At 67.4% G+C, this 22,378-nt stretch carries 21 protein-coding genes; 14 read left to right on the plus strand and 7 right to left on the minus strand.

The window, feature by feature from the left end:
* Positions 1-66 precede the first annotated feature (66 nt).
* Positions 67-1,053 (plus strand): GTP 3',8-cyclase MoaA, encoded by a 987-nt coding sequence (gene moaA / locus AMB_RS00780; protein WP_011382600.1) that lies wholly within the window; start codon positions 67-69, stop codon positions 1,051-1,053.
* Here the strand turns inward: moaA and AMB_RS00785 are convergent.
* The 6 genes from AMB_RS00785 to AMB_RS26210 are packed head-to-tail and all read right to left on the minus strand — an operon-like array spanning position 1,040 to position 6,415.
* Positions 1,040-2,221, minus strand: a complete 1,182-nt coding sequence (locus tag AMB_RS00785; protein WP_011382601.1) for a hypothetical protein — start codon at positions 2,219-2,221, stop codon at positions 1,040-1,042. The two genes, moaA and AMB_RS00785, sit on opposite strands and share 14 nt — an antisense overlap.
* 1 nt (position 2,222) lies before the next feature.
* Positions 2,223-3,674 (minus strand): MBOAT family O-acyltransferase, encoded by a 1,452-nt coding sequence (locus AMB_RS00790; RefSeq protein ID WP_011382602.1) that lies wholly within the window; start codon positions 3,672-3,674, stop codon positions 2,223-2,225.
* Positions 3,674-4,423, minus strand: a complete 750-nt coding sequence (locus AMB_RS00795; protein ID WP_011382603.1) for a glycosyltransferase family 2 protein — start codon at positions 4,421-4,423, stop codon at positions 3,674-3,676. Before AMB_RS00795 ends, AMB_RS00790 begins: the two co-directional genes overlap by 1 nt.
* On the minus strand, positions 4,420-5,163 hold the full coding sequence (locus AMB_RS00800) for a glycosyltransferase family 2 protein (protein ID WP_011382604.1): 744 nt from the start codon (positions 5,161-5,163) through the stop codon (positions 4,420-4,422). Before AMB_RS00800 ends, AMB_RS00795 begins: the two co-directional genes overlap by 4 nt.
* Complete coding sequence (locus AMB_RS00805) at positions 5,160-5,792, minus strand: HAD family hydrolase (protein WP_011382605.1); 633 nt, start codon at positions 5,790-5,792, stop codon at positions 5,160-5,162. The genes AMB_RS00800 and AMB_RS00805 overlap by 4 nt, the downstream gene beginning before the upstream one ends.
* Positions 5,789-6,415: a hypothetical protein gene (locus tag AMB_RS26210; RefSeq protein ID WP_043743048.1), complete on the minus strand. Its 627-nt coding sequence runs from the start codon at positions 6,413-6,415 to the stop codon at positions 5,789-5,791. The genes AMB_RS00805 and AMB_RS26210 overlap by 4 nt, the downstream gene beginning before the upstream one ends.
* 132 nt (positions 6,416-6,547) lie before the next feature.
* On the opposite strand from AMB_RS26210, the gene AMB_RS00815 reads away from it, so the two are divergent.
* From AMB_RS00815 to AMB_RS00840, 6 genes are all read left to right on the plus strand, one after another.
* Positions 6,548-7,651: a hypothetical protein gene (locus AMB_RS00815; protein WP_043743051.1), complete on the plus strand. Its 1,104-nt coding sequence runs from the start codon at positions 6,548-6,550 to the stop codon at positions 7,649-7,651.
* Positions 7,651-8,595: a GDP-L-fucose synthase family protein gene (locus AMB_RS00820; protein WP_011382608.1), complete on the plus strand. Its 945-nt coding sequence runs from the start codon at positions 7,651-7,653 to the stop codon at positions 8,593-8,595. Before AMB_RS00815 ends, AMB_RS00820 begins: the two co-directional genes overlap by 1 nt.
* 36 nt (positions 8,596-8,631) lie before the next feature.
* Positions 8,632-9,399, plus strand: coding sequence for an NAD kinase (locus AMB_RS00825; protein ID WP_011382609.1), 768 nt, complete (start codon positions 8,632-8,634; stop codon positions 9,397-9,399).
* On the plus strand, positions 9,399-10,445 hold the full coding sequence (locus tag AMB_RS00830; protein WP_011382610.1) for an AbrB family transcriptional regulator: 1,047 nt from the start codon (positions 9,399-9,401) through the stop codon (positions 10,443-10,445). The genes AMB_RS00825 and AMB_RS00830 overlap by 1 nt, the downstream gene beginning before the upstream one ends.
* The gene (locus AMB_RS00835) at positions 10,442-10,924 is read left to right on the plus strand and encodes a WbuC family cupin fold metalloprotein (RefSeq protein ID WP_011382611.1); all 483 of its coding nucleotides are present in this window, start codon (positions 10,442-10,444) and stop codon (positions 10,922-10,924) included. The genes AMB_RS00830 and AMB_RS00835 overlap by 4 nt, the downstream gene beginning before the upstream one ends.
* Before the next feature lie 173 nt (positions 10,925-11,097).
* Positions 11,098-11,574: a DUF992 domain-containing protein gene (locus AMB_RS00840; RefSeq protein WP_050750595.1), complete on the plus strand. Its 477-nt coding sequence runs from the start codon at positions 11,098-11,100 to the stop codon at positions 11,572-11,574.
* Between the two features lie 55 nt (positions 11,575-11,629).
* On the opposite strand, the gene murC is transcribed toward AMB_RS00840, so the two are convergent.
* Positions 11,630-13,027 carry a UDP-N-acetylmuramate--L-alanine ligase gene (gene murC / locus AMB_RS00845; RefSeq protein WP_011382613.1) on the minus strand — a complete coding sequence of 466 codons (1,398 nt, stop codon included), beginning with the start codon at positions 13,025-13,027 and terminating at the stop codon, positions 11,630-11,632.
* Between the two features lie 50 nt (positions 13,028-13,077).
* On the opposite strand from murC, the gene AMB_RS00850 reads away from it, so the two are divergent.
* The 7 genes from AMB_RS00850 (at position 13,078) to AMB_RS00880 (ending at position 22,334) form a co-directional block, all read left to right on the plus strand.
* A complete protein-coding gene (locus AMB_RS00850; protein WP_011382614.1) occupies positions 13,078-13,923 on the plus strand; it encodes an LD-carboxypeptidase in 846 nt (281 codons plus the stop codon).
* Positions 13,924-14,110: 187 nt separating this feature from the next.
* Positions 14,111-15,016 carry a helix-turn-helix transcriptional regulator gene (locus AMB_RS00855; protein WP_231848937.1) on the plus strand — a complete coding sequence of 302 codons (906 nt, stop codon included), beginning with the start codon at positions 14,111-14,113 and terminating at the stop codon, positions 15,014-15,016.
* Positions 15,017-15,047: 31 nt separating this feature from the next.
* Positions 15,048-16,640, plus strand: coding sequence for an NADH-ubiquinone oxidoreductase-F iron-sulfur binding region domain-containing protein (locus tag AMB_RS00860; protein ID WP_043743056.1), 1,593 nt, complete (start codon positions 15,048-15,050; stop codon positions 16,638-16,640).
* Positions 16,637-19,312 carry a formate dehydrogenase subunit alpha gene (fdhF, locus tag AMB_RS00865; protein ID WP_011382617.1) on the plus strand — a complete coding sequence of 892 codons (2,676 nt, stop codon included), beginning with the start codon at positions 16,637-16,639 and terminating at the stop codon, positions 19,310-19,312. The genes AMB_RS00860 and fdhF overlap by 4 nt, the downstream gene beginning before the upstream one ends.
* A gap of 200 nt (positions 19,313-19,512) precedes the next feature.
* The gene (locus tag AMB_RS00870; protein ID WP_011382618.1) at positions 19,513-19,983 is read left to right on the plus strand and encodes a DUF4863 family protein; all 471 of its coding nucleotides are present in this window, start codon (positions 19,513-19,515) and stop codon (positions 19,981-19,983) included.
* A 10-nt stretch (positions 19,984-19,993) separates the two neighbouring features.
* Complete coding sequence (locus tag AMB_RS00875) at positions 19,994-20,782, plus strand: alpha/beta fold hydrolase (RefSeq protein ID WP_011382619.1); 789 nt, start codon at positions 19,994-19,996, stop codon at positions 20,780-20,782.
* 4 nt (positions 20,783-20,786) lie between these two features.
* Complete coding sequence (locus AMB_RS00880) at positions 20,787-22,334, plus strand: 3,4-dehydroadipyl-CoA semialdehyde dehydrogenase (protein ID WP_011382620.1); 1,548 nt, start codon at positions 20,787-20,789, stop codon at positions 22,332-22,334.
* Positions 22,335-22,378 lie beyond the last annotated feature (44 nt).

Genomic DNA, 22,378 nt, shown 5'->3' on the forward strand with positions numbered 1-22,378 from the left:
TTTTTAACGCAGGCAGCATATATATCATTAGAGCAAGCCCCCGCCGAGGGGCATGGAGGATGCGTCATGATCGATCCGTTTGGACGCAAGGTCAGTTATCTGCGCGTGTCGGTCACCGACCGCTGCGATCTGCGCTGCGTCTATTGCATGGCCGAGGACATGCATTTCCTGCCCAAGGCCGACATCCTGTCGCTGGAGGAACTGGAGCGGCTGTGCGGCGCTTTCGTCCGTTCCGGCGTGCGCAAGCTGCGCCTTACCGGCGGCGAGCCCCTGGTCCGGCGCAACATCATGAGCCTGATCACCAACCTGGGCCGTCTGGTCAAGTCGGGCGAGCTGGACGAGCTGACGCTGACCACCAACGCCACCCAGCTTGCCAAGCATGCCGACGGCCTGGCGGCGGCCGGGGTCAAGCGCCTCAACGTCTCGCTGGACAGCCTGGACCCCGCCAAGTTCGAGGCCATCACCCGCTGGGGCAAGCTGGATCAGGTCTTGGACGGAATCATGGCCGCCAAGGCCGCCGGTCTGGCGGTCAAGATCAACACGGTGGCGCTGAAGGGCGGCAACGAGGACGAGCACGAGCATCTGGTGGAATGGTGCGGGCGCCACGGCTTCGATCTCACCTTCATCGAGACCATGCCCATGGGCGACATCCATTCCGACCGCACCGAGCAGTATCTGCCGCTCTCCCTGGTGCGGAGCCGGCTGGAACAGCGGTTCACCCTGTCCGAGATCGATTACCGCACCGGCGGCCCGGCCCGCTATGTGCGCGTCGCCGAGACCGGCGGGCGCATCGGCTTCATCACCCCCATGACCCACAATTTCTGCGAGACCTGCAACCGCGTGCGGGTGACCTGCACCGGAACGCTGTACATGTGCCTGGGCCAGGAGGACGCCGCCGATCTGCGCACTCCCCTGCGGGCCAGCGAGGGCGACCAGTTGCTGGAGGCCGCCATTGCCGAGGCCATCTCCAGAAAGCCCAAGGGCCACGACTTCATTATCGATCGCGATTCCCGCCCCGCCGTCAGCCGCCACATGAGCGTCACCGGCGGCTGATGCCGCTGGCCTCCGCCAGGGCGCGGACCTCGGCCACCTCGTCGGGGTGGGCCGCGGCGTAGGCCGTTCGCTCGGACCGGATGCGGTTGATCACGGTCTCGACATTGTCCGAGGTCAGCCGGATGCCGAAGGACGGGTCGTCCTTGCCCGAGATGATGCGCTCCAGGATCAGATTTCCCGCCGCCTTGGTGAAATGGGAGCCGTCCCAGTACCAGTGCATGCGGGTCGCCGGGTCGCGGGGGATGTCCTCGGTGGTGATGGCGTTGAAGCCGCTGAAATCCCACAGCTCGGCATGGCTTTCGGCCACCGTCGCCGCCAGGTCGCGCTTCCACTGCTCCCAGGCGGGCAGCAGCCCGGCCCCCGCCTTGGCTTCCAGCACCTTGGCGTGGATGGGGGTGACGAACAGCACCACCCGGGTCTTGCCGTTATCGAAGGCGGAGAGGATGCGCCGCAGGTCTTCCATCCGCTCGGGCGCGTAGCGAAACCCGCCATAGGTTCGTTCAGAGCCAGGCAAGGACAGTTGCAGGTGCAGCACGCTGTCCATCTCGGCGCGGTGGTCGAAGCCTTTCTTGCGTGCGCCGATGTCATAGGTGCCGTCCTTGGCGAAGGACTGGCGAAGACCCTTGACCGAACTGAACAGGACCCAGCCGGAATCGTCGAAAGATTGCAGCGACAGCAGGCGACGGACATAGACCGGCCAGGCAGAGGCCCCGGCAAAGCCCGAGCGGTCGAAATCGCCGCTGGTCCACACCTGGCTGCCGAACAACAGCAGGTCGAGGCCGATGACCACCAGCTTGGGCGACTGGTGACGGGCGGCATAATCGATGGCATGGGACAGCTCGACGATATTGGTGGCCGACAGCGAGGCGTTGAAGGCCAGGGCACCACTCAGGGCCGGCGATTGCGGGTCCAGGCCCATTTCACCGCGTGAACTGCCGTAAAGCAGGACGTCGAATTTGGTGTGGCCGAGAATCAGCGCCTTGTTGACCCGTCCGCCGTCACGCCGCAGCGTCTTCTGGTCATTGAAGCCTTTGATGTCGTTCCAGCGGAAGCTGGCATAGGGATCGACGATAAAGTTGAAGGCCGCGCCCATCGCCAACAGCAGCACGACCCCCACCAGCAGGGTGAGGAGAAAACGGAGGTTTGTCAGGGGGGCGGGCTGGCTCATGTCAGAACTGGTAATAGAGGAATTCGCTGGTTCGCCACAGGGTCATGGCGGAACAGGCCAGCATGGCGGCCAGGGTCCAGGCCCAGCCGGTGGTGGGGCGCCACGCCAGTCGATCCGGCCGTTCGACCGGCTCCAGTCCCGGCCCGGTGGCGCTCATGATCTGCTGGCTGTTGGGGGCGGCGACGCAGACCGCCATCAGGACCAGCGACAGGACCAGCCCGTCCCACGCCACCTTGACCGCGCCGCCCGACAGGCCGTTCAGCCCCGCCATGCCCTTCAGCACGATCAGCGCGGCATCGAAATTGACGGCGCGGAAGAACACCCAGGCGACCACGACCAGGACCTGGGTCAGAATCCAGCCGGCAACGACTTCCCCTCGCCCCGGCACGGCGGGACGGATGGCCCGCCACGCGTGGTTGCCCACCAGCATCAGCCCATGTAGGCAGCCCCACGCGACGAAGGTCCAGGCGGCCCCGTGCCACAATCCGCCCAGCGTCATGACGAGCATCAGGTTGACGTGGCGCCGCACCGGGCCGCATCGCCCGCCGCCCAGCGGGAAATACAGGTAGTCGCGCAGAAAGCGCGACAGGGTCATATGCCAGCGCCGCCAGAACTCGATGATGCTGGTGGCCTTGTAGGGCGAGTTGAAATTGACCGGCAGATCGATGCCGAACAGCCGCGCCAGTCCCAGCGCCATGTCGGAATAGCCCGAGAAGTCGAAATAGATCTGCACCGTGTAGGCCAGGGCGCATTGCCAGGCGGCCAGCAGGCCCAGGTCCTGACCGGCGCCGGCAGCGGAAAAACCGGGTGAGACATAGGACGCCACCCAATCGGCGATCACCGCCTTCTTGAACAGGCCGATGGCGAACAGGGACAGTCCGGCCACCAGATTCTCACTCGTCGCGCAGTCCCTGCGGGGCTGGCGGAACTGGGGCATCATCTCCTTGTGGTGGATGATGGGGCCGGCGATCAGATGGGGGAAGAAGGTGACGAACAGGGTGTAGCTCAGCGCGTCGGCGTCTCGGACCAGATTACGCCGGACATCCACCAGATAGGCGATCTGGGTGAAGGTGAAGAACGATACGCCGAGCGGCAGTTCCAGCCGCTGCGAGGTGATCATCAACCCCAGCAGCGGCGCGACGGATTCTGCGAAGAAGCGCTCGTACTTGAAGATGCCGAGAAAGGCCAGGTTGGCAGCGACGCCCAGCGCCAGGATCGCTCCGCCCCAGCGCGTGTCGCGGCTGCGCGCGATGGCCAGCCCGAACAGGAAGTTCCCGACGATGGAGGCGGCCAGCGGCCAGGCATAGGCCGGATTCCACCAGGCATAGAAGACGATGGAGGCCAGCGTCAGAAACGCCATGGCCGGACGCCATCCCATCCGCCGGATTCCGAAGAACCCGGCCAGGACCAGGGGCAGAAAGGCGAACAGGAAAGGCGCCGAATTGAACAGCATCAGGCCGACGTGCCGGCGGCCCGTTCGGCGATGAAGGCGTCCAGGTCTTCCGGCGTGCCCAGGCCGTGCATGGCGGTCTGGGGAATCTCCCAGACGCCGATCCTTGCCCCGGCCTTGATGGCGTAGTTATAGACCGGACAGGTATAGAACTCGTTGTTGACCCGGTCGTTGGCGGCGATCATGGCTTCGGCGGCCCGGCGGAAGGCCCGCGCCGACTTGAAGTAGTAGATGCCGACCGTGGCCCATTCGCTGATGGGGTCCTTTTCTGCCACCCGCTCCACCAGCCCGTCGTCCCGCAGCTTGGCATAGGACCATTTGGGGTGGGGCTCGGACTTGAAGACCATGATGGAGCCGTCCAGGTCGCGGGCCAGCGCGTCGTCCAGCATGGCCGTGACGCCGCCATCCACGAACTGGTCGGAATTGGCCACCAGGATGGGGGCGTCCGGATCCATCTTGTCATAGGCCGCCAGCAGGGTGCAGGCGGTGCCCTCGGTCAGTCCGTCCAGCAGGTGGATGTCCAGATTGCCCGCGGCCTTCAGCTCGGCCACCACGCCGGGCTCGGCGGCGCAATGGGCGGCGCGGGCGATCAGCAAGGTGGAGGCACCGGCATAGGCCACGTTGTCGATGACGTGGTGGATCATGGGGCGGCCCAGCACGTCGATGAACGGCTTGGGCTTGGCATAGCCCGCCTGGGCGAAGCGCGAGCCCTCGCCGGCCATGGGGATGACGATGATCGGCTTGCTGGTCATTGGTCGAGCGGCGAGGTCTGGAAGTGGTCGAGGAAGTGCGACACGTCCTCGGGGATGCCCAGTGGATGGAACTCGGCATTGGGGATCTTGTGCTGGCCGACGCGGGCGCCTTCCAGGATCAGCTGGTTGATGGAAGGCACGATGAAGAACTGGTTGTTGACCAGGGTGTTCTTCAGCAGCGACTTCTCGGCGCCGCGCACGAACATGCCGCCGTTGCGGTAGTAGTACGCGCCCACGGTGGCGTGGTTGCTGATGGGGTTCTTCTCGGCGGTTTCCACCACCATGCCGTCCTCGTCGGTGCGCACGAAGGACCAGCGCGGATGCATGGAGGTGAAGGTGACGATGCCCACGTCCAGGTCGCGGGCGCGGAAGTCGTCAAGCGCCGGCTGAATGCCCCGGGCCGTCCACTGATCGCCGTTGCATACCAGCAGCGGCGCCTCGCGGTCGATGTGGTCGACGGCCAGCAGGGCGGTGCACAGGGCGCCGCCGGTGGGCTTCTCGGTCTGGACGATGGTGCAGCCGGGCGCCAGCAGCTTGAGCACCGAGTCCAGGTGGAATTCCTGGCGGTCGGCGGCGTTGGTGACGAAAATGAAGCGGTGGTCGCCGGCGGGCCGGGACGAGCGGATGGCGTATTCCACCATGGGGTGGCCCAGCACCTCGATCAGCGGCTTTGGGAACTTCTGGCCCATCTCGTGGAAGGGCCGCGCCGAGCCGGCGATGGGCATGAGGATCTGGATCATGACGCGGCCTCCGCCAGACGGATGCGTTCGCGGATGTTCCAGTAGGTCACCTCGGAAGGATCGGCGACGCGCAGCACATGGGCGCCCGACGCGGTAGCCGCCTGCACGCCGTACTCATTGTCCTCGACGATCACCGTCTCGACCGGCGCCACGCCCAGGCGCTGCATGGCCGAGACGTAGATGTCGGGATCGGGCTTGGGCCGGGCGCAATCCTGATTGGACAGGGTGATGTCGAAATACTCCAGTAAGCCCGACTGGCCCAGCATCATGTCGCAGGTCTCGCGGATGGAGTTGGTGCACACCGCCAGCTTGTAGCTCTCGGCCTTCAGGCGCGACACCGCATATTCGATGTGGAACACCGGGAAGCAATGGGTGGCGATCAACTGCTTGGTATAGACCTGCTTCAACTCGTTGATGACGCCGGCCAGCCCCTTGGGAAAGCCCCGGTGCTCGTGCAGATAGGCCAGCTTCTTGCGGGTCGGCAGGCCGTCGAAGGTGGTCAGGTGCTCTTCGCGGCCGATCTCGTAGCCGAACAGGCGCAGCGCCTGATTGAGCGCCTCCCAATGCCACTCGCGGGCATCCACCAGGACGCCGTCGAGGTCGAACAGAACGGCGCGGATGGGGCTCACCTCAGGAACTCCTGCAATTGGGCGGGAAGGTCGGTGCAGACCATCACGCGGTCGTCGTGGCGAAAATGCCGGGCCAGGTCCCAGATGGGAGCGTGATCGCGCCGGTGCAGTTCGCCCGAGACCAGGGCAACCCGCTTGCCGGCGTCCAGATGGGCCTGGACATCGGCGGAGGTGATCCATTCGCGCTCCAGCTCGTCCAGCCACACCCCGGCGGACTGGGCGTAATAGGCGGGCGAGGGCTCGGCATCGGAATGCCGCGTGAAGGTGGTCAGGCCCAGGCGCAGATAGTGGCGCATGTCGGGCACCGACATGTCGAAGAAGAAGTAGTCCGAGGCCCGGCCCGCCACCAGCGGCGCCATGGCCTCGGCCAGGCCGTCGGCCTTGACGTTGAGCGCCAGCACCCGTTCGGGCGAGGCCAGCTCCATCCATTCGGCCCAGCATTGGTCCAGGGCAGGGGAATCGGCGCCGGGCATGTCGTGGGAGATCACCACGCCTCCCAGCCGGTCGCGCAGGTCGGTCTCGATGCCGAACCCGGCCCGCAGCGCCTGACCGAGCGAGGAGGGGCGGTTCTGTTCGGCCTTTTGCTTCCAGGCTCCACGATGAGCCAGAATCCGCGCGCCCATGGGACCTCGGAATTGGGATTGACCTTTATGCCGCCATCGCGGCAAATCGACGGGCGGAAAAACCGCTGGGTTTGGATAGCAAATTCCCTCTTCCCACGCAACCCGACCGTCCCCTGACTTAAAGCCGCCACCGTGATCATCGACAGTATCGAAAGCCTCGTCAAAGCCAAGCATTGCCGCGATCTGGATGCGGTCGAGGTGCGTACGGCGCGGTTCAAGTGCCGCAACCTGCTGCCCCACGCCTTGAAATACGCCTTGTGGGCTCTCCGGCCCGGCGGAACCCTGGTGGTGCAGGACGACGGCCCCGCTTTGGCCGAGACCTGGGAGATGCCTTTCGCCCAGGTGCGGCGTCTGGTGTTCAAGGTGCTGGGCGGTGACGCCGCCCTGGTCGAGATGAAGCCCGAGGCCTTCCGTTTCACCTTCACCCGCACCCGCCCGTTGCCGGCGCCCGGCTGGTCGGCGGGGCTGATCTTTTCCGGCAACGACGCGGAACTGCCCGCCTTCACCCGCTGCATGGAGGGGCTGCATGCCCAGCCGGAACTGACCGGCGAGGCGGGCGAGATCCTGGTCTGCGGCCCGAGGCGCGACCTGGCCTTCATGGCGCCCTGGCCCCAGGCCCGCTATGTGGAGTTCGAGACGCCCCCCGGCCCGCGCTTCCTGATCTCGGCCAAGAAGAACTTCCTGGCCACCCAGTTCCGCTTCGACCGGGTGCTGATCCTGCATGCGCGCATCAGCCTCGATCCCGGCTGTCTGGCCGCCCTGCCGCGCGAATTCGACGTGGTGACACCGGCGGTCTTCGCCACGGTCCAGGGGCGCCGTTGCGCCTATCTCGACTACGTCATCTCGGACGCCACCGATCCCAACCGCATGGCGACGCGTTTCAACGTGCCCATTGATTACCCCCGGAACCGCTATCATGCGTTTCTTGACAGGGGTGAACCCTATATCGACGGCGGGCTGTTCGCGGCCCGGCGCGATATCCTGCTGTCGGTGCCGCTGGACGGCAATCTGGGCTGGTCCGAGGGAGAGGATTCCGACTGGTGCCGCCGGGTGCGGACCAGCGGCTTTCTGGTGGATCTGGCCGTTGAAGCCACGGCGACCACCGATGCCAACAAGATGGGTCGTTCGGTAGCGCCCAGCGCCTGGGATCTGATCCGCCGCCCCATTCGGCGGCCCTTGCGGGCGCTGTCGGCGTGGGGCCGTTACATAGGCAAGCGTCTGCAGGGAGAACGTTGATGGCAGTTGTCTACAGCTTGGCCGGCAAGCGGGTCTGGGTGGCCGGTCATCGGGGCATGGCCGGCTCCGCCATCGTGCGCCGTCTGGAGCGCGAGGATTGCCGGGTGCTGACCGTCGGGCATGCCGAGCTGGATTTGCGCGATCAAGCCGCCACCCTGGCCTGGATGGAGGCCAACCGGCCCCAGGCGGTGTTTTTCGCCGCCGGAACCGTGGGAGGCATTTTGGCCAATTCCACCCGTCCGGCCGAGTTTCTCTACGACAATCTGGCCATGATCACCAATGCGGTGTCGGCCTCGCGCCAGACCGGGGTGGAGAAGCTGCTGTATCTGGGGTCGTCGTGCATCTATCCCCGCCTAGCCGCCCAGCCCATGGCGGAGGATGCGCTGCTGACCGGCCCGCTGGAGCCCACCAACGAGTGGTACGCCATCGCCAAGATCGCCGGGATCAAGCTGTGTCAGGCCTTCCGGCGGCAATGGGGCTGCGACTTCATTTCCGCCATGCCGACCAACCTTTATGGGCCGGGGGACAATTACCACCCCGAGCACAGCCATGTGGTCGCCGCCCTGATCCGCCGCGCCCACGAGGCCCGGGATGCGGGGGCGCCCGAACTGGTGATCTGGGGAACCGGCACGCCGCTGCGGGAATTCCTGGCCGCCGACGATCTGGCCGATGCCTGCGTGTTCCTGATGAAGGCCTATTCCGCCGAGGCGCATGTGAATGTCGGGACGGGAATCGAGCATTCCATCCGCCAATTGGCCGAGACCGTGGCCAAGGTCGTCGACTACCGTGGGCGTTTGGTGTTTGATGTCTCCAAGCCCGACGGATCTCCGCGCAAGCTGATGGATGTGGGCCGGATGACCGAATTGGGCTGGAAAGCCCCCACCGGGCTGGAGGACGGCCTGCGCGCCGCCTATGCCTGGTACGTGGCCAATCTGGGAAAGTAGACGTCCCCCGATGGCCCCCACCGATCCGGGGAAGTCATGATCTTTTCCTCCATCGCTTTCGTCGCCGCCGAGACCGAGGCCGCCAAGGCGGCCCTGGCCCGGCTGGAGCAGCGCTACCCCCATGTGGACCCCGGCGAGGCCGATGTCATCATCGCCCTGGGCGGCGACGGCTTCATGCTGGAAACGCTGCACCGTTTCGTCGATCGCCGGGTGCCCATCTACGGCATGAACCGGGGCAGCGTCGGCTTCCTGATGAACGTCTACCGCGAGCACGGGCTGATCGAGCGGCTGTCCAAGGCGGAAGAGGTGATTCTCCACCCGCTGCGCATGAAGGCCCGCACCGCCTCGGGCGAGGAGGTGGAGGCCCTGGCCATCAACGAGGTGTCGCTGCTGCGCGAGACCCGTCAGGCGGCCAAGCTGCGCATCCGCATCGACGGCAAGATCCGCATGGACGAGCTGATCTGCGACGGCATCCTGCTGTCCACTCCGGCGGGCAGCACCGCCTATAACCTGTCGGCCCACGGGCCGATCATCCCCTTGGGCGCCGGCATCGCGGCGCTGACCCCCATCTCCGCCTTCCGGCCCCGGCGCTGGCGCGGCGCCCTGCTGCCCCACACCGCCAAGGTGGTGTTCGAGATTCTGGAAGCGGGCAAGCGGCCGGTCAGCGCCGTGGCCGACTACACCGAGGCCCGCGACGTGGTCGAGGTCGAGGTGCGCGAGGACCGCACCTGCGATCTGGTCATGCTGTTCGACCCCGAGCACAATCTGGAGGAGCGCATCATCACCGAGCAGTTCCTGCCGTGATGATCAGGCTGCGATCCTGGGCCGTGGCCCTCGGGCTTGGCGGCGTGGGAGGGAGTCTGTTCGCCGCCCTCGACCTGCCGCTGCCCTGGATGCTGGGGGCCTTGACGGCGGTCACCCTGGCGTCGCTCGGCGGGCTGCGGCCCGAAATCCCCGCTTCCATGCGCAGCGTGATGATCGCCGTGCTCGGCCTGATGCTGGGCAGCGCCTTCTCGCCGGATCTGCTGGCGCGCATCGGGCGGTGGAGCGATTCCCTGCTGGTCCTGACCCTGGCCACCCTGGCCAGCGGCCTGCTGGTCACCTTCTACCTACGGCGCACGTCGAAAATGAGCCGGGTCACCGCCTTTTTCGCGGCGGCGCCGGGGGGCATCAACGAGATGGTCCTGACCGGCGGGGCCATGGGCGGGGACGAGCGTACCATCGCGCTCTCCCATTCGCTCCGCATCCTGCTGATCGTCTTCACCGTGCCGTTCGGCTACCGCCTGATCGCCCACGTCCATTCGGTCCCCATGGCCGAGAGCATGGGGCGGCTGGCCGATCTGGGCGGCATGGATGCGCTGGTCATGCTGGGCTCGGCTGTGGCCGGAGCGGCACTGGCCCGTCTGGCGCGCCTGCCGGCCTGGATGCTGACCGGCCCCATGCTGAGCAGCGCCGGCCTGCATCTGGCCGGGCTGACCGCCTTTCGCCCGCCCGCCGAACTGGTGGTGCTGGCCCAGCTGGTGACCGGCGCGTCCATCGGTTGCCGCTTTCGCGGCCTGTCCTGGTCGGACATGGCGGGGATGGCCCGTCCGGCCATGGGCGCTACCGCCATCATGCTGGTACTGTCGGCGGGAGCCGCCGGATTGCTGGCGGCGGGCGGGCATTCGTCCTTCGGGGTGCTGCTGCTGGCCTTCGTGCCGGGCGGCATCGCCGAGATGTGTCTGGTGGCGCTGGCTTTGGGCCAGGACGTGGCCTTCGTCTCCACCCATCACGTGGTGCGGGTGGTGATGGTGATCATGCTGGCGCCGCCCATCTTCAAATTGCTGGAACGCAGGGAGAGCCGCCGATGAGGACCATCGATTCCAGGGAACTGGCCGACCTGACCGCCGCCGCCGCCGAACGACCGCGGCGGCGGCTCAATATCAACCTGCACCAGGATGCGGCCGATTCGGTCCAGCGCATGGTCATCGCCTTCGAGCCCGAGACCTATATCCGCCCCCACCGCCATCCGGCACAGTTCGAGACTTTCATCCTGCTGCGCGGCCGGGGCACCTTGCTGTCCTTCGCCGATGACGGACGGGTCGAGACGCTCGTCGAGCTGGCCGAGGACCGGGTGCGCGTGGTGGAAATTCCGCCCGGCACCTGGCACTCGCTGGTCTCGCGGGCCGAGGGAACTCTGGTGGTCGAGGTCAAGCCCGGCCCCTACCAGCCCACGGCTGAGGCCGACTTTGCCGCCTGGGCTCCGCCCGAGGGTCACAAGGATACGGATCGCTGCCGCGATTGGATGGCACAGTGCACGATCGGAGAGCGGTACACTCACCGAGCGTAGATTTGCTGCGCCGCAGCAAAGGGTGACACGGGAATGTTACATTCCGCCCAGGCAATCCGCTTTCCATTGCAGGAATCTATGCCATACTCTGCCCGTTGCCGCGCTGTGATGGGGGCGTCACTTCCGTGAGACTGCGTCGTCGCGCGTGGAACAGGCAATGTAAGGAGGGGTCGATGAAGAAGTGGATTGCTTCGACTGTTGTCGCTTTGGCGGCGCTGTTCGCGTTTGGTCAGGAAGCCCGTGCCGATGGCGGCGTGGTCCTGGGTGTGCTGACCTGCAGCAAGACCGGAACCGGTACCACCTATGTGGTTCATTCCAGCACTCCGGTGAGCTGTGAGTACAACGGTGTCGGCGGCCCGTCCAAGTACACCGGCACCAGCGGCATCCTGTTCGGCATCGATCTCGAGATCGAGCACATGGCCGGCATGGGCTATCTGGTGATCGGCGGGACCATGACCAACAAGGACAGCCTGGCCGGCTATTATGTCGGTGCCAAGGCCTCGGTGACCGTGGGCCTCGGCCTCGCCGCGCAGGCCGGTCTGGCCGGCGTCGGCAACGACATCGTCCTGGTTCCGGTCGGCCTGGGTGGCCAGATCGGCATCGGCGCCACCGCCGGTATCTCCTACGCGAACCTGAAGGGCGGCAAGTAAGCCTCTCCCGTCACGGTGACGTGAAAGGGCGGGACGCCACGGCGTCCCGCCCTTCTTATTTGAGCCGTGCCAGGATCTCTGCCGCGAACAGGGACAGGGTGTCGTCGCGGGCGCCCATCACCACGATGCGGTCGCCGGGCCGGGCCATCTCCACCAGGGCATCGCCGCAGGCGGCGCGCTCGGGCACGGCCAGGGCGCGGCGGCCCCGCGCCGTGATGGCCTCGGCCAGGTGGGCGCTGGTCACCGAACGGTCCACCGTGCCGCCGAAATAGACCGGGTCGGGCATGACCAGCACGTCGTCGGGCCCCAGCCTCTCGGCGAAGCAGGCGACGAATTCGTCCTTCATCAGGCGCAGCGGCCCGAAGCCGTGGGGCTGGAACATGACCAGCAGACGGCCGGGCCAGTCGTGCAGGGTGGCCAGGGTGGCGGAGATCTTGTCGGGGTTGTGGGCGAAGTCGTCGATGACCGTGACGCCGCCCTTGGTGCCGACGGTTTCCAGGCGGCGGCGCACGCCGGAGAACTCGCCCAGCGCCGTTGCCGCGTCCTCCAGTCCAAGTCCGGCGGCCAGGGCGCCCGCCAGGGCCGCCAGGGCGTTGGAGACGTTGTGGCGGCCGGGCACCAGCAGCTTGACCGGCATGGTCTTGCCATCCCTGGTCCGCGCCGTGAAGGCGATGCCGTCCGGCGCCGGGCTGACGTTCTCGGCCCAAAGATCGGCGCCCGGGTCCTCCAGGCTGTAGGTCACCACCCGGTCGGCGGGCAGGGTGGCGGCCAGGGCCGCCGTCTCGCCGTTGTCCAGGTTCAGCACCGCCACCCGCGCCTTGGCGGTGAAGTCGGCGAACAGGCGGCGCAGCTCGTCCATGGACTTGTGGTCCAGGGCGATGTTGTTCACCAGGGCGATCCGGGGGGCGTAGTTGGCGATGGAGCCGTCGCTTTCGTCCACCTCGGCCACGAAGGCCGGGCCGTCGCCCACCAGGGCGCTGGAAAAGGGCGAATCGGGGCGGACGAAGTTCTTCATCACCGCGCCGTTCATCACCGTCGGCCTGCGGCCGCAGCGTTCCAGAATCCAGCCCAGCATGCCGGTGGTGGTGGACTTGCCACTGGTGCCGGCGATGCCGATGGGCAGCTCCGAGGCATTGAACAGCCGGGCCAGCAATTGCGGCCGGGTCAGCATGGGCGCCTTCAGGGCGCGGGCCGCCACCACGTCGGGCACGGTGTCTTCCACCGCCGCCGAGGTGACCAGCACCTGGGCCGGGTCGGTGATGCCGCTGCCGTCCTGGGGGAACAGGCGGATGCCCAGTCCCTGCAGGTATTCGAACTTGGGCGCCAGCCGTCCCTGGTCCAGGGAGCGGTCGGAACCGGCCACCTTGTGGCCGCGGGCGTGGACGATCAGCGCCAGGGGCAGCATGCCGCTGCCGCCGATGCCGCAGAAGAAATAGGGGGTGTCGTGCTCCATGGCCGGAGGCTACAATTCGCGGCCTTTGACGGCAAGGGGATCGACGGAAGATGGGTGCAGGCAGAACCAGGATCGGCATCGTCGCACCGGGCTCGGCCATCGACGACGGCATCGCCGGACGGGTCTCCGCCCTGGCCTCCGGCCTTTATCCCGACGGGCGGGTGGAACTGGTCTTCCATCCCCAATGCTTCGAGAGGCAGGGCCATTTCGCCGGCAGCGACGAGGTCCGCCGCGCCGTCTTCGCCCAATTCGCCAATGACGACAGCCTGGACGCCCTGTGGTTCGCCCGCGGCGGCTATGGCGCCTGCCGGCTGATCGAGGGATTGCTGCCCCTGCTGGGAGAGGGCGCCCGGCGCAAGGTCTACATGGGCTATTCCGACGGGGGCTCGCTGCTCGGCGCCCTGTATGGTCGGGGCTTTCACCATCTGGCCCATGGACCCATGCCGGTGGACATCATCCGTCCCGGCGGCGAGGCGGCGGTGGTCCGTGCCCTGGGCTTTCTGGCCGAGCGCAAACCCGAGGCGCTGGAGCCCTCGCTGTCGCCCGAAGTGCCGACGGCGGCCTTTAATCTGACCATCCTGGCGCATCTGCTGGGCACGCCCTGGCAGCCCGACCTGGCGGGTCATGTGCTGATGGTCGAGGAAGTGTCGGAATACATGTACCGCATCGACCGGGACCTGTTCCAGGTGACCAGCAATCCGGCGCTCCGCCACGTGGCGGGGCTGAAGCTGGGGCGCTGCTCCGACATTCCGCCCAACGAGCCCGATTTCGGCCAGACCGAGGAGGAGGTGGCGCGAGCCTGGTGCGGACGGGCCGGCATCGCCTATCTGGGCCGCGCCGATATCGGCCATGACGTGGGCAACAAGGTGGTGCCCTTCGGCTTGTGGCGAGTCTGATGCCCGACCCCGATGAACCCGGTTCGTCGGGGGTGGGTCAGGCCCAAGGGGCCGCGCCGCTCATGCGGCGGCGCCCGGCGCCTGAGGGCGGTCCCGGGGATTGCTCGCAATCACGGGGACATGAGCAGAAACAGGCACCATAGTGCATGTCCGGGCTAGCCAATCCGGAACGGCCGTGCTTCACTGAATGCCGGGCAACAGGAATTCGGGCACGGGACACATGGTCGAACAGGCGGAATTCGCCGTTCTCGCCAGACGGTTGGGGGATCGGGTCAAGGGCTTTCGCGCCCGGCGCGGCATGTCGCGCAAGGACCTGTCCAGCCATGCCGGCATTTCCGAGCGCTACCTCGCCCAGCTGGAAGGCGGACAGGCCAATGTCAGCGTCAATATCCTGTGGCTGCTGGCCCAGGCCATGGATACGCCCATCACCGAACTGATCGAGGCGGAGGCCGAGGCCAGCCATCCCGACCTGCCCCTGGCCAAGAAGTTCCTCGACCAGCTGACTCCGGACCAGCAATCCGAGGCCTATGTCCTGCTGCGCCAGAACTTCAAGCGCGGCCTGAAGCTCAAGCGCCGGGTGGCCTTGATCGGCTTACGCGGCGCGGGCAAGACCACCCTGGGCGAGGCGGTGGCCGGGCGCTTTGCCGCCCCCTTCCGGCGCATCACCTCGATGATCGAGCAGATGGCCGGCATGGACATGACCGAGATCCTGCTGTCCACCGGCCAGAAGGGCTATCGCAAGCTGGAATATTCCGCCTTGGAAAACACGCTGGAAGCCCAGCCCACCATGGTGCTCGAGGCCGGCGGCTCCCTGGTGTCAGAGCCCCGCACCTTCGAACTGCTGCTGCAATCGTGCTTCACCATCTGGGTCCAAGCCTCGCCCGAGGACCATATGCGCCGGGTCATGGGCCAGGGCGACCTGCGCCCCATCGCCGGACAGCAGATGGCCGCCATGGAAGACCTGAAGGCCATCCTGGAGGCGCGCCGTCACCTCTATGGCCGGGCCGATGCGGTGATCAACACCTCGGGCCGCAGCATCGCGGATAGCGTCGAGGAGATGTCGCGGCTGTGCGCCCCGCATCTGGGGCTGTGAATTTGTCGCCGCCTGCACTATAGTGCATTGGATGAGCGCTACCTCCCGCACCCACCGCCGCCTCGGCCCCGCCGCCGCCTCGCCCGTCTCCGTGGCCGAAATTGTCGCCGTGCTGCCCGAAGACTTCCGCCGCCGGGATCTGCTGATCGAGAATCTGCACGGGCTGCAGGACGGATTCGGCGGCCTGTATCGCCACCATCTGGCAGCCCTGGCCGAGGAAATGCGCCTCAGCCCCGCCGAAGTGCAGGAAACGGCCAGCTTCTACGCCCATTTCCGCCTGCTCGATGACCATGAGGCGGCGCCGGCGGCCGTGCTGCGCCGCTGCACCGGTCCGGCCTGCTCCATGCGTCCGCTCGACCTGGGTGCCCTGCCCGACGGGGTGATGGTCGAAGACGTGCCCTGCACCGGCCTGTGCGACCATGCCCCCGTCGCCCTGGCTGGCAAGGTGCCGGTGCGCCGGGCCGATGCCGCCAAGGTGGCCAGGGCTCTGGCCGAGCCTTACTCTCCGCCAATGCCGTCCGGAGAGTCCTTTCCCGTTCTCGACCGCTGCCTGTCGGGCGAGCTGCCCCGTGATGAGGCGCTGACCGAGCTGGAGCGGGCGGGCCTGCGCGGCATGGGCGGGGCCGGTTTTCCCACCGCCCGCAAATGGCGCAGTGTCGCCGCCCAGCCCGGTCCCCGGCTGGTGGTGGTCAATGCCGACGAGGGCGAGCCCGGCACCTTCAAGGACCGCTGGTTCCTGGAAAACCATGCCGCCCAAGTGCTGGAAGGCGCCCTGATCGCCGCCTGGGCGGTGGAGGCCGACGAGGTCTATCTCTATCTGCGCGACGAGTATGCAGACCTGCATAAAGGCTTGGCGACGCTGATCCGGGACCTGCCCGGCGACATCACCATCCATCTGCGCCGGGGGGCGGGGGCCTATGTCTGCGGCGAGGAATCGGCGCTGATCGAAAGCCTGGAGGGCAAGCGCGGCCTGCCGCGCCAGCGCCCGCCCTATGTGGCGGAGGTGGGGCTGTTCGGGCGCCCCACCCTGGTCAATAATGTCGAGACCCTGTACTGGGTCAGCCGCCTTCTGGCCGAAGGCGCCGAGCTGTTCGGCAACGAAGGCCGCAACGGCCATCACGGTCTTCGCACCTATTCCGTCTCCGGAAGAGTCAAGGAGCCGGGGGTGAAGATCGCCCCCAACGGCATTACCGTCTCCGAACTGATCGACGAGTTCTGCGGCGGCATGGAGGACGGCCATGTGCTGGCCGCCTATTTGCCGGGCGGCGCCTCGGGCGGCTTTCTGCCGGCCCGGCTGCAGCCGCCCCTGGCCTTCGGCGCCATCGAGGAGCATGGCGGCTTCATCGGTTCGGCGGCGGTGGTGGTGTTCTCCCAGGCCGACGACTTGCGGGCGGTGGCCCTGAACCTGGCCCGCTTCTTCGCCCATGAAAGCTGTGGCCAGTGCACGCCCTGCCGGGTGGGCACCGCCAAATCGGTGGGCTTGCTGGCCGGTCCCGCCTGGGATCGCGATCTGCTGGACGATCTGGCCGGGGTGATGCGCGACGCTTCCATCTGCGGCCTGGGGCAGGCGGCGCCCAATGTGTGGCAGAGCCTGTTTCGGCACTTCCCCGAGGTGGTGACATGATCCGCTTCACCCTGGACGGCCAAGAGGTCGAGGCGGCCGAGGGCGAGACCATCTGGCAGGTGTCCAAGCGCCTGGGAACCACCATTCCCCATCTCTGCCATACCGACCGGCCGGGCTTCGAGCCCGAAGGCAATTGCCGGGCCTGCGTGGTGGAGATCAAGGGCGAACGGGCCCTGGCGGCATCGTGCCGCCGCCGCCCGACGCCGGGCATGGTGGTGGAGGCGGCCAACGGACGCACCGCCAAGGCGCGGCGCATGGTGTTCGAGCTGCTGCTGGCCGACCATGCCTCGCCCGATCCGGACTCGGCCTTTCTGGGCTGGGCCGGGGCGCTGGGCGTGACGGCCAGCCGTTTCGCCCCCAGCGCGGCGCCCGTGCGCCCCGATACCTCCCATCCGGCCATGGCGGTGCGCCTGGACGCCTGCATCCACTGCACGCTCTGTCTGCGCGCCTGCCGCGAGGTGCAGGTCAATGACGTGATCGGCATGAGCGGCCGGGGGGCGGACAGCCGCATCACCTTCGACTTCGCCCAATCCATGGGGGCCAGTTCCTGCGTCGGCTGCGGCGAATGCGTCCAGGCCTGCCCCACCGGCGCGCTGCTGCCCGCCGCCGGGCCGGTCAGGGTGGAGCGCAGCGTCGACAGCCTGTGCCCCTATTGCGGCGTGGGCTGTCAGGTCACCTATCACGTGGCGGGCGGCGACATCGTCGGGGCAAAGGGCCGGGACGGGGAGGCCAACCACCAGCGCCTGTGCGTCAAGGGTCGGTTCGGCTTCGATTATTCCCGCCATCCCCAGCGCCTGACGGTGCCGCTGATCCGCAAGGAGGGGGCGCCCAAGGAACCGCTTGACCCCGCCGATCCCTTCACCCATTTCCGCCCCGCATCCTGGGACGAGGCGCTGGATGCGGCGGCGGCCGGGCTGAAGCGTCTGCCCGCTTCGGCGCTGGCCGGGCTGGGCTCGGCCAAGGGCTCCAACGAGGAGGCCTATCTGTTCCAGAAGCTGGTGCGCACCGGCTTTAAGTCCAACAACGTCGACCATTGTACCCGGCTGTGCCACGCCTCCTCGGTGGCGGCGCTGCTGGAAGGCATCGGCTCGGGGGCGGTGACCGCGCCGGTGGCCGAGGTGGCCAACGCCGAGGTGATCGTCCTGATCGGCGCCAACCCGTCCGCCAACCATCCGGTGGCGGCCAGCTTCATCAAGAACGCGGTGAAGGGCGGCGCCCAACTGGTGATCCTCGATCCCCGGGGGCAGGCGCTGACCCGCTTCGCCAGCCATCACCTCAAGTTCAACAACGGCACCGACGTGGCCCTGCTGAACGCCATGCTCCACGTCATCGTCGCCGAGGAGCTTTACGACCGCGATTTCGTGCAGGCCCGCACCACCGGGTTCGCCGAACTGGCCCAGCATCTGAAGTCCTATGCTCCCGAGGCCATGGCGCCCCTGTGCGGCATCGATGCCGGAACCATCCGCGTGGTGGCGAGGCTTTATGCCCGCGCCGCCTCGGCCATGATCCTGTGGGGCATGGGGGTGTCGCAGCACAGCCACGGCACCGACAATTCCCGCTGCCTGATCGCCCTGGCCCTGCTGTGCGGCCATGTGGGGCGGCCGGGCAGCGGCCTGCATCCGTTACGAGGTCAAAACAATGTCCAGGGCGCCTCGGACGCGGGCCTGATTCCCATGATGCTGCCCGATTACGGGCGGGTGGGGCTCGACGCCGTCCGTCAGCGCTTCGAAGCGGGCTGGGGCGTCGAGCTTGATCCCGATTCCGGTCTTACCGTGGTCGAAATGATGGACGCCGCCCAGGCCGGGATCATTCGCGGCCTGTATGTGGAAGGCGAGAATCCGGCCATGTCCGACCCCGATCTCGCCCATGCCCGCCAGGCCCTGGCCGGGCTGGAGCATCTGGTGGTACAGGATATTTTCCTAACCGAAACCGCCATGCTGGCCGACGTGGTGCTGCCCGCCTCGTCCTTCTTCGAGAAGACCGGCAGCTTCACCAATACCGACCGCCACATCCAGATGGGACGCCAGGTGATCGACCCGCCCGGCGAGGCGCGGAGCGATCTGTGGATCATCACCGAAATGGGGCGACGCCTGGGCCTTCCCTGGACCTATGACGGGCCGAAGGCGGTGTTCGACGAGATGTGCGGGCTGATGGGTTCGCTGTCCGGCATCACCTGGGAGCGGCTGGAGAGCGAGGGCGGCATCACCACGCCGGCCGGCAAGGCCATCCTGTTCGGCGATGTCTTCCCCACCGGCGACGGCAAGGCGCGCCTCGTCCCGGCCTCGGGCCTCGCCCCGGCCGAGAACCCCGATGCCGACTATCCCTTCCTGCTGTCCACCGGCCGGGTGCTGGAACACTGGCATACGGGGTCCATGACCCGGCGTTCCGACGTGCTGGACCGGCTGCAAGGCTTGCCGGCGGTCAATGTCAGCCCCGGGGACATGGCCCGCCTGGGACTGGCCGAGGGCGCCCGGGTGCGGCTGGAAAGCCGCCGTGGCGCCGTCGAGGCGGCGGCGGTGGCCGATTCCCGCCTGTCGCCGGGGGCGCTGTTCCTGCCCTTCTGCTTCACCGAGGCGGCGGCCAATCTCCTGACCAATCCGGCGCTGGACCCGGTGGCCAAGATTCCCGAGCTGAAGGTCTCGGCGGTGCGGCTGTTGCCTTGCTCTGAATAGGAGCGTCATCCCGACGACCATCGGGAGGAGGGATCCCATCCTGGGCGGGCTGGTCCGAATCGACTCCGCCCTGCCAGGCGGAGATCCCTCGGCTTGGCCTCGGGATGACATGTGGCATGATGTCATGCATTATAATGCTTCTAAGGCGGTGGGTGCGGTGATATAGTTCCGGACATTCACCCCTATGGGAGCGATGATCCGTGTCCAAGACCGCATTCAAGGCGCTGGTGGCGCAGGTAACTTCTTCCATCGCCGGGCTGCCGGTGGATGCCTCCCTGGGCGAGGTGCTGAACACGCGCTTTCCCGAGGGCGGCGAGGTGTTCAAAGCCATCGAATTCGCCTGCCATGCCGCCATTGCCGAGGGCTGGATGTGCGAGAACGAGCACGGCGGCATCCGCTACGGCCGGGTCGCCGAGGCCGACGGCCAGCTTTCCGGCTTTTCCATCGACGTGGTCCACATGAAGGACGTGGCCGGGCCGCGTCATCGCCATCCCCTGGGCGAAATCGACATGATCATGCCCATCGATCCGGACGCCAAATTCGACGGCGCGCCGCGTGGCTGGCTGGTCTATGGCCCGGACAGCGTCCACCGTCCCACCCTGACCGAGGGTGCGGCTTTGGTGCTGTACCTGCTGCCCGACGGGCAGATCGATTTCTCGCGGCCCAAGTGAGGGCCGAGCCATGTGGCGCGAACATCAGCACGGCCTGATCGATCTGGGCGACCAGCGTTTGGAATATCGCTGGGTCCATCCCCCTGCGCCGGGGCGGCCGACCCTGGTTTTCCTGCACGAGGGCCTGGGTTCGGTGGGGATCTGGCGGGATTTTCCCGACCGGGTGGCCGAGGCCACCGGCTGCGGGGCGTTCATCTACTCCCGCGCCGGCTATGGCCGCTCGACGCCCGTCGATCTGCCGCGTCCGCTGACCTACATGCATCGCGAGGGCCTGGACGTCCTGACCCATCTGCTCGAGCATCTGGATCTGGGGCCGGTGGTGCTGGTGGGCCATTCCGACGGCGCCTCCATCGCGCTGATCCACGCCGGCGGCACCCAGGCTCCCGATATCGTGGGCGTGGTCTGTCTGGCCCCTCATGTGATGAACGAGGAGATCTGCGTCGCCTCCATCCGTCAGGCCAAGCTGGCCTATGAGAGCGGCGACCTGCGCGCCCGGCTGATGAAGCTGCATCACGACAACGTGGATTGCGCCTTCTGGGGCTGGAACGGCGCCTGGCTCGATCCCGATTTCATGCAATGGAATCTGGAGGAATTCCTACCCGGCATCCGGGTTCCGGTGATGGTGATTCAGGGCCGCGACGACGAATACGGCAGCGCCGTGCAATACGAATCCATCAAGGCCAAGGCCGGAGCGGGCGCCGAAGTGGTGCTGCTCGACGCCTGCCGCCATTCCCCCCACAAGGACCAGCCCGAGGCGGTCTTGGCCGCCATCACGCGCTTTGTCCAATCCATAGGATGATCCCATGATCCGCTTGCAGAGCTACCTTGCCGGGCGTTGGCAGGACGGCGCCGGTTCGGGCGCGCAACTGAAGGACCCGGTGAGCGGCGAGGTGCTGGCCACCGCTTCCGGCGACGGCCTGGACATAGCCGAGGCCCTGGCCTTCGCCCGGGACAGGGGCGGCCCGGCGCTGCGCGCCCTGTCCTTTGCCGGGCGGGCGGGGCTGATCAACGCATTGGCCGGGGTGCTGGCCGAGAATCGCGAGCGCTATAACACGGTGGCCCTGGCCAATTCCGGCAATACGGCGGTGGATGCGGGCCTCGACGTGGATGGCGGCATCGGCACGCTGAAATACTACGCCTCCATCGGGCGCAAGCTGGGCGAGGCGCGGCTGCTGGCCGAGGCCACGGACGACCAGCTGACCAAGGACGAGGCCTTTCGCGGCCGCCACATTTGGACCAGCAATCGCGGCGTGGCCGTGCACATCAACGCCTTCAACTTCCCCTCCTGGGGCCTGTGGGAGAAGGCGGCGGTGAGCCTGCTGGCCGGCGTGCCCTTCCTGGCCAAGCCCGCCACCGCCACCTCGTGGCTGGCCTATGAGATGGTCAAGGACGTGGTGGCGGCCGGCGTGCTGCCCGAAGGCGCCATGTCGCTGCTGTGCGGCGGCGGGCGTGACCTGATGGATCATTTGAAGCCCGGCGACGTGGTGGCCTTTACCGGCTCGGCCGAGACGGCGGCTCAACTGCGTTCGAATCCCAATGTCATCGCCGCCAATGTCCGCTTCGCGGTGGAGGCGGATTCCTTGAACCTCTGCGCCCTGGGACCGGACGCGGCGCCCGACGCGCCCGAGTTCGCCGCCTTCATCAAGGAGGTCTCGCGCGAGATGACGGTCAAGGCCGGGCAGAAGTGCACCGCCATTCGCCGGGTGCTGGTGCCGCGCAGCCGGGTGGACGATGTGGTCGCGGCGCTGAAACCCGCGCTGGCCAAGGCTTTGATGGGGGACCCCCGCACCGAGGGCGTGCGCATGGGACCGCTGGTCAGCCGGGCGCAGACGGTGGCGGCCTGGGCCGGATTGGAGGCCTTGAAGGCCGAAACCCAGGTGGTGGCGGGTGGCGGTAACGACGATGGTGGTTGTTTCGTGCCGGCGACGTTGCTGCTGTGCAATGACCCGCTCGCCGCCAGGGCGGTGCACGAGATCGAGGTCTTCGGTCCCGTGGCCACCCTGATGCCCTACGACAGCGTCGAACAGGCGGTGGACCTGGCCCACAAGGGCGGCGGTTCCCTGGCGGCCTCGGTGTTTTCCGGGGATGCCGCCTTTCTGGCCGGCTTCGTTCCCGCCATCGCCACCAGCCATGGCCGTGTCCTGGTGGTGGATTCCAGCGTGGCCGCCAGCCACTCCGGCCACGGCGTGGTCATGCCCCATTGCATCCACGGCGGTCCTGGACGGGCGGGCGGCGGCGAGGAGCTGGGCGGCCTGCGCGGCCTGCGTTTCTACATGCAGCGCTCGGCCATCCAGGGCAGCCGAAGCATGCTGGACGCCATGACCCAGGGCGCGGCGGTGGTCGCGCTTTAAGAAGGCCCTCACCCTCCCGGTCTCGGGGCCGGTCCCTCCCTCTC

The sequence above is a fragment of the Paramagnetospirillum magneticum AMB-1 genome (genome assembly GCF_000009985.1).
Classification (GTDB): domain Bacteria; phylum Pseudomonadota; class Alphaproteobacteria; order Rhodospirillales; family Magnetospirillaceae; genus Phaeospirillum; species Phaeospirillum magneticum.

Coding starts and splice junctions, on each gene's coding strand:
- moaA (WP_011382600.1), top strand. CDS start 67: ATGATCGATCCGTTTGGACGCAAGGTCAGTTATCTGCGCGTGTCGGTC.
- AMB_RS00785 (WP_011382601.1), bottom strand. CDS start 2,221: ATGAGCCAGCCCGCCCCCCTGACAAACCTCCGTTTTCTCCTCACCCTG.
- AMB_RS00790 (WP_011382602.1), bottom strand. CDS start 3,674: ATGCTGTTCAATTCGGCGCCTTTCCTGTTCGCCTTTCTGCCCCTGGTC.
- AMB_RS00795 (WP_011382603.1), bottom strand. CDS start 4,423: ATGACCAGCAAGCCGATCATCGTCATCCCCATGGCCGGCGAGGGCTCG.
- AMB_RS00800 (WP_011382604.1), bottom strand. CDS start 5,163: ATGATCCAGATCCTCATGCCCATCGCCGGCTCGGCGCGGCCCTTCCAC.
- AMB_RS26210 (WP_043743048.1), bottom strand. CDS start 6,415: ATGGGCGCGCGGATTCTGGCTCATCGTGGAGCCTGGAAGCAAAAGGCC.
- AMB_RS00820 (WP_011382608.1), top strand. CDS start 7,651: ATGGCAGTTGTCTACAGCTTGGCCGGCAAGCGGGTCTGGGTGGCCGGT.
- AMB_RS00825 (WP_011382609.1), top strand. CDS start 8,632: ATGATCTTTTCCTCCATCGCTTTCGTCGCCGCCGAGACCGAGGCCGCC.
- AMB_RS00830 (WP_011382610.1), top strand. CDS start 9,399: ATGATCAGGCTGCGATCCTGGGCCGTGGCCCTCGGGCTTGGCGGCGTG.
- AMB_RS00835 (WP_011382611.1), top strand. CDS start 10,442: ATGAGGACCATCGATTCCAGGGAACTGGCCGACCTGACCGCCGCCGCC.
- AMB_RS00840 (WP_050750595.1), top strand. CDS start 11,098: ATGAAGAAGTGGATTGCTTCGACTGTTGTCGCTTTGGCGGCGCTGTTC.
- murC (WP_011382613.1), bottom strand. CDS start 13,027: ATGGAGCACGACACCCCCTATTTCTTCTGCGGCATCGGCGGCAGCGGC.
- AMB_RS00850 (WP_011382614.1), top strand. CDS start 13,078: ATGGGTGCAGGCAGAACCAGGATCGGCATCGTCGCACCGGGCTCGGCC.
- AMB_RS00855 (WP_231848937.1), top strand. CDS start 14,111: ATGCCGGGCAACAGGAATTCGGGCACGGGACACATGGTCGAACAGGCG.
- AMB_RS00860 (WP_043743056.1), top strand. CDS start 15,048: ATGAGCGCTACCTCCCGCACCCACCGCCGCCTCGGCCCCGCCGCCGCC.
- fdhF (WP_011382617.1), top strand. CDS start 16,637: ATGATCCGCTTCACCCTGGACGGCCAAGAGGTCGAGGCGGCCGAGGGC.
- AMB_RS00875 (WP_011382619.1), top strand. CDS start 19,994: ATGTGGCGCGAACATCAGCACGGCCTGATCGATCTGGGCGACCAGCGT.
- AMB_RS00880 (WP_011382620.1), top strand. CDS start 20,787: ATGATCCGCTTGCAGAGCTACCTTGCCGGGCGTTGGCAGGACGGCGCC.